Source organism: Sphingopyxis sp., assembly GCF_035998905.1.
Classification (GTDB): domain Bacteria; phylum Pseudomonadota; class Alphaproteobacteria; order Sphingomonadales; family Sphingomonadaceae; genus Sphingopyxis.
This window is the reverse complement of sequence record NZ_DASYHG010000030.1, coordinates 1-13,837: the sequence shown is the minus strand read 5'-3', so window position 1 is coordinate 13,837 and position 13,837 is coordinate 1. Positions and strand designations below refer to the sequence as shown.

The 13,837-nt window shown below is 67.2% G+C and carries 13 protein-coding genes; 3 read left to right on the top strand and 10 right to left on the bottom strand.

All coding sequences use genetic code 11. From position 1 onward, the window contains the following. Positions 1 to 34: 34 nt before the first annotated feature. The gene (locus VGN62_RS19570) at positions 35 to 676 is read right to left on the bottom strand and encodes a YceI family protein (protein WP_327457074.1); all 642 of its coding nucleotides are present in this window, start codon (positions 674 to 676) and stop codon (positions 35 to 37) included. A gap of 179 nt (positions 677 to 855) precedes the next feature. Here VGN62_RS19570 and VGN62_RS19565 point away from each other — a divergent pair, with 179 nt between their 5' ends. Beyond that, complete coding sequence (locus VGN62_RS19565) at positions 856 to 1,977, top strand: helix-turn-helix transcriptional regulator (protein WP_327457072.1); 1,122 nt, start codon at positions 856 to 858, stop codon at positions 1,975 to 1,977. A gap of 203 nt (positions 1,978 to 2,180) precedes the next feature. Here VGN62_RS19565 and VGN62_RS19560 read toward each other — a convergent pair whose 3' ends face one another. Further along, the gene (locus VGN62_RS19560) at positions 2,181 to 2,594 is read right to left on the bottom strand and encodes a hypothetical protein (RefSeq protein ID WP_327457070.1); all 414 of its coding nucleotides are present in this window, start codon (positions 2,592 to 2,594) and stop codon (positions 2,181 to 2,183) included. Between the two features lie 263 nt (positions 2,595 to 2,857). Between VGN62_RS19560 and VGN62_RS19555 the strand changes: the two genes are divergently transcribed. Beyond that, entirely contained in the window at positions 2,858 to 4,519 is a 1,662-nt protein-coding gene (locus tag VGN62_RS19555) for a pentapeptide repeat-containing protein (protein ID WP_327457068.1), read from the top strand. Here VGN62_RS19555 and VGN62_RS19550 read toward each other — a convergent pair. The 8 genes from VGN62_RS19550 to miaA all read right to left on the bottom strand — a co-directional run bounded on the left by VGN62_RS19550 (position 4,482) and on the right by miaA (position 12,796). Then, positions 4,482 to 5,753, bottom strand: coding sequence for an adenosylmethionine--8-amino-7-oxononanoate transaminase (locus VGN62_RS19550; protein WP_327457066.1), 1,272 nt, complete (start codon positions 5,751 to 5,753; stop codon positions 4,482 to 4,484). The two genes, VGN62_RS19555 and VGN62_RS19550, sit on opposite strands and share 38 nt — an antisense overlap. Positions 5,754 to 5,873: 120 nt before the next feature. Further along, complete coding sequence (bioD, locus tag VGN62_RS19545) at positions 5,874 to 6,482, bottom strand: dethiobiotin synthase (protein WP_327457064.1); 609 nt, start codon at positions 6,480 to 6,482, stop codon at positions 5,874 to 5,876. Beyond that, on the bottom strand, positions 6,479 to 7,618 hold the full coding sequence (locus tag VGN62_RS19540) for an 8-amino-7-oxononanoate synthase (RefSeq protein ID WP_327457062.1): 1,140 nt from the start codon (positions 7,616 to 7,618) through the stop codon (positions 6,479 to 6,481). Before VGN62_RS19540 ends, bioD begins: the two co-directional genes overlap by 4 nt. 52 nt (positions 7,619 to 7,670) lie before the next feature. Next, complete coding sequence (locus VGN62_RS19535) at positions 7,671 to 8,270, bottom strand: DUF6151 family protein (RefSeq protein WP_327457060.1); 600 nt, start codon at positions 8,268 to 8,270, stop codon at positions 7,671 to 7,673. An 89-nt stretch (positions 8,271 to 8,359) separates the two neighbouring features. Further along, entirely contained in the window at positions 8,360 to 9,400 is a 1,041-nt protein-coding gene (gene ilvC / locus VGN62_RS19530) for a ketol-acid reductoisomerase (RefSeq protein ID WP_327457058.1), read from the bottom strand. Positions 9,401 to 9,483: 83 nt separating this feature from the next. Next, positions 9,484 to 10,002, bottom strand: coding sequence for an acetolactate synthase small subunit (ilvN, locus tag VGN62_RS19525; RefSeq protein WP_037518885.1), 519 nt, complete (start codon positions 10,000 to 10,002; stop codon positions 9,484 to 9,486). 5 nt (positions 10,003 to 10,007) lie between these two features. Then, entirely contained in the window at positions 10,008 to 11,762 is a 1,755-nt protein-coding gene (locus tag VGN62_RS19520; protein ID WP_327457056.1) for an acetolactate synthase 3 large subunit, read from the bottom strand. Between the two features lie 74 nt (positions 11,763 to 11,836). Beyond that, complete coding sequence (miaA, locus tag VGN62_RS19515) at positions 11,837 to 12,796, bottom strand: tRNA (adenosine(37)-N6)-dimethylallyltransferase MiaA (protein WP_327457054.1); 960 nt, start codon at positions 12,794 to 12,796, stop codon at positions 11,837 to 11,839. Between miaA and serB the strand changes: the two genes are divergently transcribed. Continuing rightward, on the top strand, positions 12,795 to 13,679 hold the full coding sequence (gene serB / locus VGN62_RS19510) for a phosphoserine phosphatase SerB (RefSeq protein WP_327457052.1): 885 nt from the start codon (positions 12,795 to 12,797) through the stop codon (positions 13,677 to 13,679). The two genes, miaA and serB, sit on opposite strands and share 2 nt — an antisense overlap. Positions 13,680 to 13,837: the final 158 nt, after the last annotated feature.

Here is a 13,837-nt window from a genome sequence, read left to right as displayed (position 1 = left end):
TGGGGGAGCGGGCCGGTGCCGCGCTGTTAAACCCTTACTGCTTTTCGAACGCGGCGTGGATTTCGAGTTCGACGGCATCGCTGACATAGGGGATGCCCATGTTGATGCCGAAATCGCTGCGCTTGATCGTCGTTTCGGCCTGGAAGCCGATGGTTTCCTTCTTGTTCATGCCGACGCCCGCGCCGTGGAAATCGACGTCGAGGGTGACGGGCTTGGTCACGCCGTTGAGCGTGAGGTTGCCGGTGACCTTCGCCTCGTCGCCGTCGTCGTCGAGGACGACGCTGGTCGAGACGAATTTGGCGTCGGCGGGGTTGGCGCCGAAGAAGTCGGGCTTGCCGCCGTCCTTGCCCGCGCGGAGCAGGTGGCTGGTGAGCCCGGCGCTGGCGGTCGTGACCTTGGCGACGGGGATCGTGACGTCGACCTTGGCCGCGGCGAGATTCTTGGGATCGATGACGAGCGTGCCGGTCACGTCGCCGAAGATGCCGGTATATTTGCTGAAGCCGAGGTGATCGACTTCCCACACGACCATCGTGTGGCCGGCGTCGGCGGCGTAGGTGCCCGCGGTGACGCGCGATTTGTCGGGGGCGCCGGGGGCGGAGCCGCCCTGCGCGAGGGCGATCGGGGTCGCGACGACGGCGACGAGGGCAAGGGCGGCATAGGGGAGGATGCGACGCATGGGACAGTCTCCTGTTGGGGAAGGCGCGAAGCTAGGCGAAGGCGAGGGACGGCGTCAATAAGCCCCGGAGAAACGCAGCGTTTCGGTTCTGGTTGCAGCGCCCGGCGCCCGCAACGGGCTTGCTCCGCGCCCGCTTTCATGGTGCAATGCGATAAGGAACGAAGGCTGGGGGGCCTTGCGTGATGGATAGCCTGTTTGCCCGCGAAATGGGCGAGGTCGAAAATGCCTTTCTGGCGGCGCCGTTCGAGGCGGACGGGTGGAACGCGGCGCTGCGCCTGCTCGCGCGCCGGACGCGGTCGACGCGCGCGCAATTGCTGGGGATCGGCGACGAAGCGACGCTGTTCAACTTCCTGCCCGACATCGACCCCGCCTATCAGCGCGAATTCCTGGAGATCGAGGGCTGGCGGCCCGAGGTGAACTGGCGCGTCGCGGTGAGCGCGCGGCCGCTCGAGATATTGAGCGAGGCGCATTACGATATTGCGCGCCGGCACAGCGGCACCGACGATTATGAGGAGCACATCCGCCGCTGGGACGGGGTCCACGGCTGCCAGACCGCGCTGGTCGAGGGCGAAGGGTTCCTCGTCGGACTGGCGGCGCTCCGATCCGAGGACGACGGCCGCACCGAAGCGCGCGACCGCAAGCTGTTCGCCGCGGGCGCGACCTATGCGCTGGCGGCGGTGCGGATGCAGCAGGCGATCGCGCAGCGCGGCGCGGCGATGACCGTCGGCGCGTTCGATGCGATCGGCGTCGCGGCGTTCCTGATCGACCGGCACGGCGCGGTCGCCGCGCTCTCGGCCGCGGCCGAAACGATCGTCGGAGAGCGTGCGGGCGGGGCGCTGTGCCTGCGCCGCGGGCGGCTGGGCGCTGTACGGCGCGATACCGATGCGTTGTTGCAGGCTGGGCTGGCGCGCGCGCTCGAGAGCGCGTTGCCGGGAGAAGCCATGCAGCAATATTGGATCGGGTCGCCCGACGACGCAGAGGGCGGGCTGCTCTGCGAATTGTTCCGCCTGCCGCGGCGCGAATGGGATTTCGGTTTCGAGCCGCGGGTGCTGGTCGTCGCGCGGCGTGCGGCGGATATTCCGGCGATGCGGACCACGCCGCTGCGCGCCGCGCTGGGGCTGACCGCGGCGGAGGCGGAGATTGCGCTGCGGCTGGCGAACGGCGAGGCGCGCGAGGCGATCGCCGCGGAGCGCGGCACCAGCGCGCAGACGCTGGGTACGCAGATCAAGTCGATCCTGCGCAAGAGCGAGGTCGGGCGCGAGGCCGAACTGGCGGCGCTCGTGAACCGTCTGCTGCGCTAGGCGATATCGGGGACCGGAAGATACCGGCGGCGGGTCGCGAGCCGCCGATATCCCCCCTCAGGCCGGGCGCCCCGTTGCCGTGCAACGCAGCGCCCACCATCATCCACCGGCTGGCCGAGGCAAGCCGTTGATCGGCGGCGGGTATCATCGATTTGCATGGGGTGTCATACCCCGTGCGGGGTATGGGCGGGCGATGCCCGGCGTCAGGGGGCGCGGCGCGCCTCGAACCATTGGCGCAGCGCCGCGGCAGCGCAGCCGGTGAAACCATAGGAGCCGACGGGCGAGCAGCTGTTCGGGCGGCTCGCCGCCGCGGCGCCATTGGTGTAACCGTCGACGGCCGAGGCCCAGCTGCCGCCGCCGGCGACCTCATCCTCCTTCAACTCCTCGCGCAGCTCCTTGGGGACGCGGTAGCGTTCGGATTCGGGCTGCTGCGCGCAGACGACGATCTCGTCGCCCTTGGGTTCGGGGCAGGGCTCGTCGCCATAGGTATAGAGGACCGAGGTGCGCTCCGGCGGATGACCCGATTGCGCAAGCGAGCCGTCATCCTGCGCATGGCCCGGCGCGGCGAAGGCGAGCGCCGCGAACAGGGGGAGGAGGAGGACGGCTTTTGTCTGCATGATCGATTTATTCCCGGACCCCATATCCCCTGCGTCGCAGATTGAGCGGCTTAGATGAACCTAAGCCGAACTGCGGTGGCCGGCATGGGAGCGATGTTGTCCAGATGGGGGCTCGAACGCCGAAAACCAGACCCTCTCCATCGTTTGGCTGGAGCGTCGGTTGCGCGTTGCTCCGGATGAAAAGGAAGCGCATGAACGACGAGGCAGCCCGGCCGTGGAATCGGTCGCGCACGCTGCTGTTTTCAGGAGGGGGCCAAAACAGGATGCTTTCCCGTCTCGCGATCGTCGCCGGTGTTTTGGCCGCCTTTGCCGCGCAGCCGGCCCTCGCGTGGCAGCCCTGTCCCAAGGGGGTCGAGATCAAGGCGGGCGCGATCCGGTCGGTCGCCGAGATCGTCCGCATCAAAGGGCTTTATCCGGGGCAGCAGGTCAATTTCGACGGGCTCGTCCTGCCGCACGCCGATTTTTCGGGGCAGGATATTTCGAACCTCTGCTTCAGCAATGCAAAGCTGGTGCATTCGAAATGGACGCGCGCGCGCGGGACGAACAGTCGCTTCCATAATGCCGAGCTCAACGCGTCGGACTGGCGGGGGTTCGAGGGGCGCGGGCTGGAGTTCCGCGCATCGACGCTCGACCGGGCCAACCTGAGCCACGCGACCTTCCGGCGGGCGCGGTTTCAGCGGACCAAGATGGAGCAGGTGGACGCATCCTACGCGGACCTGTCGGGCAGTTCGTTCGAGGGCGCCGCGCTGCATTCGATCAAGGGCGCCAGTTTCCAGTCGGCGAATATGAGGGGCTTCGAATTCCGCTGCGGGCTGGGGCAGGACGATAATTGCGGGCAGGACAGTTCGGGCGTGTCACTCGCCGGCGCGGATCTGACAGGCGCGGCGTTGTTGATGGCGTCGAAGTCCGACTGGGACCTGACCGGCGCGACGATCGCGAACACGCGGCTGCACATGATCCAGCTCGACTGGCTGCGCCGCAGCCGGATCGCGGGGCCGGTGCTGGTCGAACCGACGAGCTGGACGCCCGCGCGATACGACTGGGTCGGCGCCAGGCCGGAATCGGGCCGGGTCGTGCTGTCGCGGGGCGAACTCGGTCAGGTGTGGGCCGCGCTCGACCGGCCCGAAACGCCGGGCTTCGATTGCAACCGCGCGCGTTCGGTCACCGAACATTACATCTGCCGCGAGCGGTCAGGGGATGAGGCCGGCGCGCCTTCGGCCTTTGCGGACGTGGATCGCGAACTGAACGAAGCCTATGTCCTCGCCTGGCGAAACGACCGGTCGGTCGTGGCAACACAGCGACAATGGCTGCGCGAGCGCGATACGTGCATGGCGATGATCGAGAAATGGGATCGTATCGGCTGCTTCCGCACGGCTTATCGCGAGCGGACCGAGGCGCTATGGCAGATGGCGAAGGACCGGCCCGACTTCGCGTCGGGCGCCCCCCAGATCTATGCCGATCAGGGGACCGCGGGCTTCCTGTCGGCGGTCGACGATCCGGCGCTGCGCCGCAAGCTGGCGCGCGCGGCGTTCTGGAACAGCTGGCAGCTCGTGATCGTCGAATCCCCCGCGCGGGGCAAACTCTATGCGCGCGGCGAGGCGATGGGCCCCAATTATCATCTCGGCACCATGAATTCTCCCAGGGAAGGGATCGTCCATGACCCGATTTCGGGCTTTTACGGCGCGCGCGAGCTATGCCTCGCGGGGTATCGCGTGTGTCCGCTCGTCCGCTTTCGCGGGCGCTATCTGGACGTCGGGCCCGAAACGGGCGTCGATCCCGCGACCGGCGATTTCGGCATCAACGACTATGTGATGACCGGCGCGCGCGCGAAATTCGAACGGCTGGTGCGCGTGCCGCTGGACCGGGGCGATGTCGTGCAGCTGGCGATCAGGCGGGATCCCGAACCGCCCCGAGGGATGTACTGATCGCGTCCCAGACCTGCGCGAGTTCGTCGGCGGTGATGCAATAGGGCGGCATGACGTAGAGCGTGTTGCCGAGCGGGCGGAGGAGGACGCCGCGGTCGCGATAAAAGGCGATCAGGCGCGGGGCGAGGTTCGAGAGATAGCCGCTGTCGGAAACGACGATGTCGAGCGCTGCGATCGTCCCGAGGCGGCGCGGGTTGGCGACGCGCGGGTCGTGCGAAAGCAGCGAGAGATGTGCAGCCTGCGCGTCGGCGAGCGCGTCGATGCGTTGCTGGACGGGTTCGTCGCGCCAGATTTCGAGATTGGCGTTCGCGGCGGCGCAAGCGATCGGGTTCGCGGTGTAGCTGCTCGAATGATAGAAGGTCTTCGCGCGGTCGGCCGAGAAATGCGCTGCGAAGATCGGTTCGATGCAGAGCGTGACCGCGAGCGGCAGGCTGCCGCCGGTGAGGCCTTTCGAGAGGCAGACAATGTCGGGGATGACGCCCGCAGAATCGCAGGCGAAGCGCGTGCCGGTGCGGCCCCAGCCGGTCATCACCTCGTCGGCGATGAAGAGGACATTGTGGCGCGCGCAGATCGCGCGCATTTCGGCGAGCACCCATGCGGGGTAGATGAGCATGCCGCCCGCGCCGAGGATGAGCGGCTCGACGATGAAGGCCGCGGGTTTGGCTGAGCAGGCGGCCTCGAGCGCGTCGAGCGTGGCTTGCTCCATGCCTTCGTGCGGGAAGGGGATGGTGTCGACGTCGAACAGCAACGGCTGCCACGCGCGGTTGTAGACGCCGCGTTCGCCGACCGACATCGTGCCGATCGTGTCGCCATGATAGCTGTGTTCGAGCACGAGGATGCGGCTGCGCGCCTCGCCGATGTTATACCAGTAGCCGAGCGCCATCTTGAGCGCGACCTCGACGCTGGTCGAGCCCGAGTCCGAAAAGAAGACCCGCGTGAGCGGGGCGGGGGTGATGCGGACCAGTTCGGCGGCGAGGCTTTCGGCGGGTTCGTGCGTCCAGCCGGCGAAGATGAGCTGGTCGAGCTTTTCGGTCTGGGCGCGGACCGCTGCCATGATGCGCGGGTGTGCGTGGCCGTGCGTGGTGACCCACCATGAGGAGATGCCGTCGATCCAGCTTTGGCCGTTCACGTCGTAGAGGCGCGCGTCTTTGGCGTGCGAAATCAGCGGGATGGGGTCGCCGAGGCCGTGCTGGGTGAAGGGGTGCCAGACGGGGGAGGTGGGGTTTTGCGTCATCTTTTACCTCGTCATTCCCGCGAAAGCGGGAACCCAGTGGCACCGTTGCTGGTCGAATGCCACCCTGCGGGTGGATTTTCTCATTTCGCTGGGTCCCCGCTTTCGCGGGGATGACGAAGTTTAATGGAAGTCCGTGAGATCGAAGTTTGCTGCGAAGGCTTGCGCGAGGCTTTCAGGCGTCAGCGGGGCGATGACCGGCAGGCGGCCGAGGCGGCGGACGCCGCCGATTTCGGCGATGATCGCCTCGCTGTCCTCGACCGCGTCGCCGAGGAAGGCGAGGCCGTGGATCGGGACGCCGCGCGACCGCAGCGCCTCGATCGTGAGCAGGCTGTGGTTGATCGTGCCGAGCGCGGTGCGCGCGCAGACGATCACCGGTACCTGCCATTTCGCGAAGAGGTCGGCGTAGAGCGTCTGCCGCGTCACCGGGACAAGCGCGCCGCCGGCGCCTTCGACGATCAGCTTGCCGGGCGGCGGGGTCAGCTTTTCGACCTCAATGTTAACGCCGTCAATTTCGGCGGCGATATGCGGCGAGGCGGGGGTGACGAGGCGGTAGGCTTCGGGGCGGACCGGCACGCCCGCGAGGCGCGCGACGATCTCGCTGTCGGTTTCTTCTTCGAGGCCTGACTGGATCGGTTTCCAGTAGGGCGCGCGGGTGGCCTGCGCCAAAGCGGCAGAAAAGATGGTTTTTCCGATGCCGGTGTCGGAGCCGGTGACGACGAAGCGCGTCATGCCGCGGCCATCGCCGACGCCAGCGCGTCGGCCATGTCGTCGATGTTATCCTCGTCAACATTGAGCGTGATCGCGATGCGCAGGCGCGCGGTTCCCTGCGCCACGGTCGGCGGGCGAATGCCGCGAATGTCGAAACCCGCGTCGCGCAGATCGCCCGCGATCCGCATCGTGCGGTCGTTGTCGCCGATGATCACGGGCAGGATCTGGGTGCCGCTGGCGGGGATGCCGAGCGGGACGAGCCGCTCGGCGGCGTGACGGACGAGGCCGTGGAGACGCCCCTGCCGCTCGGGCTCGTTCGCGACGACCTCGATCGCCTGGCGGACGAGCCACGCCATCAGCGGCGACGGCGCGGTCGAGAAGATGAAGGGGCGCCCGCGGTTGACGAGGAAGTCGCACGCGATCGAGGGACCGCAGAGCAAAGCGCCCTCGGCGCCGAGCGCCTTGCCGCAGGTGTGGAGGGTGACGAGGTTGTCGCGGCGCGGAAGGCCGTGCGCGAGGCCCGCGCCGCCGGGGCCGAAAACGCCGGTCGCGTGCGCCTCGTCGACGACGAGGATCGCATCGTGGCGGTCGGCGACCGCGGCGAGATCGGCGAGCGGCGCGCGGTCGCCATCCATCGAATAGAGGCTTTCGACCGCGATCCACGGGGTGCCCGCACCGCCGCCGGCACGCCAGCGCGTTATGACGTCGGCGAAGGCCTGCGCATCATTGTGCCTTGCCGCGATCGTCCCCGCGCGGCCGAGTTTCATGCCGTCGTGCGCGCTCGCGTGGATGAGTTCGTCGTGGACGACGAGGTCGCCGCGCTGCGGGAGCGTGGCGAAGAGCGCGACGTTGGCCGCGAAGCCGGTCGGGAAGAAGAGTGCGGCCTCGCTGCCATAATGGCGCGCGGCGTGCGCCTCGAGCGCTTCATGTTCGGCGTGGTTGCCGCGCAGCAGGCGCGAGCCGCCCGATCCCGCGGGCAGGCCGCGTTCGATGCCCGCGGCGAGCGCGGCGCGAAGGGCTTCGCTATCGGCGAGGCCGAGATAGTCGTTCGACGCGAAATCGCGGCCCGCGCGCGGCGCGAGGGTGCGGCGGCGGCTGTCGCGCGCCAGCGCCGCGAGATCGGCGCGATGGGCGGAGAAGGGAGGGAGGCCCGGCATCGGGGCTTCCCTTAGGGCATCGGATCGAAATGACAAACCCGCGCGTGCGGCCTCAGCGGCGGCGGAGCGCAAGCATTTCTTCGCCGGTCAATCGATGAGGTTTGGCGATGGGTTCGAGGGTTTCCGCGTCGAAGAGCGCGGCGCGTCGCCGGTTGCCCGAAACGATATCCTTGATCATTCGCACGAAGAAGCGTCGCATCAACGTGACCATGCTCATCTGGGGCAGGTGGCTGGCGTCGCCGATCGCGTCCTGTGTGTAGATATGACCGCGCGACGGTCCGACGACTTCGCGTGCAGCGGGATCGCAGGCGGCGAGCTGGATCGTGATGAAGGGGAATTTACCGTTCGCGACGGTGTTGAAGAGCGGCAGGCGGCAACAGGCGGCATACCAGCGCAAGGTCGGTTTACCGGTCAGATGGACGCAGGCGAGATGCTCGCGGCCGGAGTCGAGCCGCATGTTCGCGCAACGCGTCTGGTAGAGCGCGGTGCCACCATGCGCGTCGAGCACGCGTCCGGCATGGCCGAGATAGTGGGTGAGATCCTGGCAATCGCTGCAATGGCAGATCAGGTGATCGCCTTGCGCCGGGCCGACGCCCAGCATTGTTCCAGTGACGGTCCCGCAATCGCAGGCGAAGGAGAGGTCGGATGCCATGACCCGGCCCTAGCTCCTCGCCCGCGACTGGGGAAGACCCGTCGCCACTGGACCCCGGATCAAGTCCGGGGTGACGGCCTGTTGGGCCGTCAGTTCTTCGATTTGTCGACGAGCTGGTTCTTGGCGATCCACGGCATCATCGCGCGCAGTTCGGCGCCGGTCTTTTCGAGCTGGTGCGCCGCGGCGGCCTTGCGGCTCGCCTTCAGTTCGGGCTGGCCGGCCTGGTTGTCGAGCACGAAATCCTTCACGAAGCGGCCCGACTGGATGTCGGCGAGGACGCGCTTCATTTCCTTCTTCGTTTCGTCGGTGATGATGCGCGGGCCGGTCTTGATGTCGCCATATTCGGCGGTGTTCGAGATCGAATAGCGCATGTTCGCGATGCCACCTTCATAGAGGAGGTCGACGATCAGCTTGGTTTCGTGGAGGCACTCGAAATAGGCCATTTCGGGCGCGTAGCCCGCCTCGACGAGCGTTTCGAAACCCGCCTGGATCAGGTGGGTGATGCCGCCGCAGAGCACCGCCTGTTCGCCGAAGAGGTCGGTTTCGCACTCTTCCTTGAAGGTGGTTTCGATGATGCCGCTGCGCCCGCCGCCGACGGCCGAGGCGTAGGAGAGGGCGAGCGCCTTGGCGAAGCCGTTGCCCGACGCGCCCGCGCCCTGTGCTTCCTGCGCGACCGCGATCAGGCAGGGGACGCCGCCGCCCTTCTGATATTCGCTGCGCACCGTGTGGCCGGGGCCCTTGGGCGCGACCATGAAGACGTCGATGTCGGGGCGCGCGTCGATGAGGCCGAAGTGGATGTTGAGGCCGTGCGCGAAGGCGAGCGCCGCGCCGGGCTTCATGTTCGGGCCAATGTCGTCGGCGTAGATTTTTGCCTGATGCTCGTCGGGGGCGGCGATCATGATCACGTCGGCCCATTCGGCGGCTTCCTTGTTCGACATGACCTTGAAGCCCGCGGCTTCGGCCTTTTTGGCGGTCGCCGAACCGGGGCGGAGCGCGATCGCGACTTCCTTGACGCCGCTGTCGCGCATGTTCTGCGCGTGGGCGTGACCCTGGCTGCCGTAGCCGACGACGGCGACCTTCTTGCCCTTGATCAGATCCTGGTCGGCGTCGCGATCATAATAAACCTGCATTGGAAAACCCTTCTAGTCCTGTGGCCCCGCGAGGGGGGGGATTTGATGTGGAGAGTGAGGCCGAAGCCCAATGTTAACGGTGTTTACAGCGCCTCCGACCCGCGGGCGATGGCGACGACGCCGGTGCGGCCGACCTCGACCAGCCCGCATTCGCGCATCAGCGCGATGAAGCGGTCGACCTTGTCGCTCGTCCCGGTGATTTCGAAGATGAAGCTGGTGAGCGTCGTGTCGACGACCTTGGCGCGGAAGACGTCGGCCATGCGCAGCGCCTCGATGCGCTTGTCGCCCGTGCCCGCGACCTTCACGAGCGCGATCTCGCGCTCGACATGCGCCTCGCCCGCGTCGTTGAGGTCGATGACCTTGTGCACGGGAACCAGCCGGTCGAGCTGCGCGATGATCTGGTCGATGATCGGCGGCGGTCCCGAGGTGACGATGGTGATGCGCGACAGCGCGTGGTCGGCGGTGATATCGGCCACCGTCAGGCTTTCGATATTATAGCCGCGCGCGGTGAACAGCCCGGTGATCTTGGCGAGCACCCCGGCCTCGTTGTCGACGGTGATGGCGAGCACATGGCGCTCGCCGGCTTCGGTCTTGATTTTCATATGATTTACACCAGTGCCTTGGCTTCGTCGTCCATCGTGCCGGTCACGTCGCTCGGCTGGAGGAGCATTTCGGTGTGCGCGGCGCCCGACGGGATCATCGGGAAGCAGTTCGCAAGCTGCGCGACGCGGCAGTCGACGATGACCGGACCCGGGGTCTCGATCATCTTCTTGATGCCGTCTTCGAGCTGGCCCAGATTGTCGATGCGCAGCCCCGTCCAGCCATAGGCATCGGCGAGCTTCACGAAATCGGGCAGGCTGTCCGAATAGCTGTTCGAATAGCGGCTTTCATAGGTCAGTTCCTGCCACTGGCGGACCATCCCCATCCATTCATTGTTGAGGATGAAGATCTTCACCGGCAGGCGATACTGGCTGACCGTCCCCATTTCCTGGATGTTCATCTGCAGGCTGGCTTCGCCCGCGATGCAGATGACGAGGCGGTCGGGGTGCGCGATCTGCGCGCCGACCGCGGCGGGGAAACCATAACCCATCGTACCGAGCCCGCCGCTGGTGAGCCAGCGGTTCGGCGCCGAAAAGCCGAAATGCTGCGCCGCCCACATCTGGTGCTGGCCGACCTCGGTCGTGATGATCGGGTCGCGCCCGCGCGTCGCGTCGAACAGCGCCTTCACCGCGCGCTGCGGCATGATGTCGGCGGCCGGATCCTTCTTTTCGGGGAAGTCGAGGCAGCGCGTCGCGCGCCAGCCGTCGACGCGGCGCCACCATTCGCCGAGGTCGCGCGCCTTGTGGCCCGCTGCCTGCCAGCCCGTAATGATCGCATCGAGCGCGCGCCCGGCATCGCCGACGATCGCGAGGTCGACGGGGACGATCTTGTTGATCGAGCTGCGGTCGATATCGATGTGGATCTTCTTCGAGTCCGGTGAGAAAGCGTCGAGACGCCCGGTGACGCGGTCGTCGAAGCGCGCGCCGACCGCGATGATCAGGTCGGCGCGGTTCATCGCCATATTCGCTTCATAGGTCCCGTGCATGCCGAGCATGCCGAGCCATTTGTCGTCGTCCGACGGGAAGGCGCCGAGGCCCATCAGGGTCGAGGTGATCGGCGCGCCGGTGAGCGCGACGAGCTGGCGCAGTGCCGCGCTCGCGTCGGGGCCGGCGTTGATCACGCCGCCGCCGGTGTAGAACACCGGGCGCTCGGCCGCGGCGATCATCGCGACGGCCTCTGCAATCGCGTCGGCGTCGGGTTCGACCTGCGGGCGATAGCTTTTGTGCAGGATCTTTTCGGGCACGACATATTCGCCGGTCGCGACCTGCACATTTTTGGGGATGTCGATCACGACGGGGCCGGGGCGGCCGTGCGTCGCGATGTGGAAAGCCTCGTGCAGGATCGGACCGAGACGGTCGGGGTCCATGACGAGATAATTATGCTTGGTGCAGTGGCGCGTGATGCCGACGGTGTCGCATTCCTGGAACGCGTCGGTGCCGATCAGCGCGGTCGACACCTGTCCGGTGAGCACGACCATCGGGATGGAATCGAGCAGCGCGTCGGTGATGCCGGTGACGGCATTGGTCGCGCCGGGACCCGAAGTGACGAGCACGACGCCGGGCTTGCCGGTCGAACGCGCATATCCCTCTGCCGCGTGCGTCGCCGCCTGTTCGTGGCGGACGAGAATGTGCTTGATCGTCGGGTGATTGAAGAGCGCGTCATAGATGGGAAGGACCGCGCCGCCCGGATAGCCGAACACCGTGTCGACCCCGAGGTCGACCAGCGCCTGAACCACCATGTCGGCACCACTCATTTCCGTCACGACGAAACTCCTTCCAGCACAAAAACGCAGCGCTTGTGCGCTGCAACAGGGTTGCGGGCAATAGGTGCATGATTCTATCCTGTCAACAATCTATCACGTAATATTATTGCTAAATTGTTGATCGAATCGATGTTTAATGATTCCTCGTGGCGCAGCCAATCTGGCGGGGGCTGGTGGCGGAACCACGTAAATTGGCGCTTTGCATATTGGCGGGTGGCGGCCTGCGCGGCTTCGAGCGCTTCGTCGCGGCCGATCTCGCCGCGCAGATGGCTGGCGATTTGCGGCACGCCGATCGCGCGCATCGCGGGGAGGGCGGGGTCGAGGCCGCGCGCGAGTAGCGCCCCGGTTTCTGGGATCGCGCCCGCGTCGAACATCTGGACGAGGCGCCGGTCGCAGCGGGCGCGGAGCCAGTCGCGCGGGGGCAGCAGGACCAGCGGGGTGAGCGTGACCGTGCCGGCGATGCCGCCTTCGCGCGCCTCCTGCCACTCGCCAAGCGTGCGGCCGGTCGAGCGCACGACCTCGAGCGCGCGCGCGACGCGGGTGGTGTCGGCGGGGTTGAGACGTGTTGCGGCGGCGGGGTCGGACTGGGCGAGTGCGGCGTGTGCATCGGCGACGGGGAGTGCGCGCACGGCGGCGCGGATATCGGGATCGATTTCGGGGACAGGCGCGATCCCGTCGAGGAGGGTGCGGAAATAGAGGCCGGTGCCGCCGACGAGGATCGGGACGTCGCCCGCGGCGTGCGCGGCGGCGATGACGGCGCGCGCTTCATCGGCCCAGCGCGCGGCATTATGCGCCTCTGCAGCGTCGACATGACCGAAGAGACGGTGCGGTACGCCGTCCATCTCGTCATCCGACGGGCGCGCCGACAGGATGGCAAGGTCGGCATAGACCTGGCTCGCGTCGGCGTTGACGACTGTTCCGTTTCCGAGCGCTTTTGCGAGCGCGACCGCCAATGCGCTCTTGCCGCTGGCGGTGGGGCCAGCAATAAGTGCGAGAGGCGGCGCGTCGCCGGAGAATGAAGAAGGAGCAGCCATGTTCGTAGCCACGCTGATAGCAGCCGGAAAGCTGACCGACGAGGTGGTTCGCGAAGCGATAGACCGGCTGGCGGCGACGGGGCACGATGTCGGCGCCCCGCACTGGCTCGACGAGCATGACGCGGCGGATATCGTCTTTCACGGCAGCCTTGTCAGCGCGCGCAAGGAGCTGGCGCATATGGACCATGGCGCGCTCGATATCGTCGTCCAGCCGCTGGGCGACCGCACCAAGAAGATGATCATCGCCGACATGGATTCGACGATGATCACGGTCGAGTGCATCGACGAACTCGCCGACTATGCGGGGCTGAAGCCGCAGATCGCGGCGATCACCGAACGCGCGATGAAGGGCGAGCTCGACTTTCGCGCCGCATTGATCGAGCGCGTCGGGCTGCTCGCGGGGATGCCCGAATCGACGCTTGTCGACTGCCGGATGGAGCGGGTGAAGCTGACGCGCGGTGCGCGCACTTTGGTACAGACGATGAAGGCGCATGGCGCGCACTCGGTGCTGATTTCGGGCGGCTTCACCGCCTTTGCCGGCCCGGTGGGCGAGGCGATCGGGTTCGACCGGATCATCGCGAACGAGCTGGAAATCGCCGGCGGCAAGCTCACCGGCAAGGTGACCGAGCCGATCGTCGACAGTTCGGCGAAGCTCGAGACGCTGAAGGCCGAGGCGGCGAAGCACGGCCTGCCGCTCGCCGAGACGCTGGCGGTCGGCGACGGCGCGAACGATATTCCGATGATCACGAGCGCGGGGCTGGGGATCGGCTATTATCCGCACCCCGCCGCGGGCGAGGCGGCCGACGCCGCGATCCGCCATCATGATCTGACCGCGCTCTTGTGGGCGCAGGGCTATTCGCGGCGGCAGTGGGTTATGGGGTAGGCGGCTGCGGCGGCTTTCGACCGGTAGCGGCCGTTCTTCTCCCCTCCCGCTTGCGGGAGGGGTCGGGGGTGGGCAGCCACGTTACGATCAGGCCCACCCCGCTGCGGCTAACGAACAAGTTCGCAAGCCTCGCTGCCCCTCCCGCAAGCGAGAGGGGA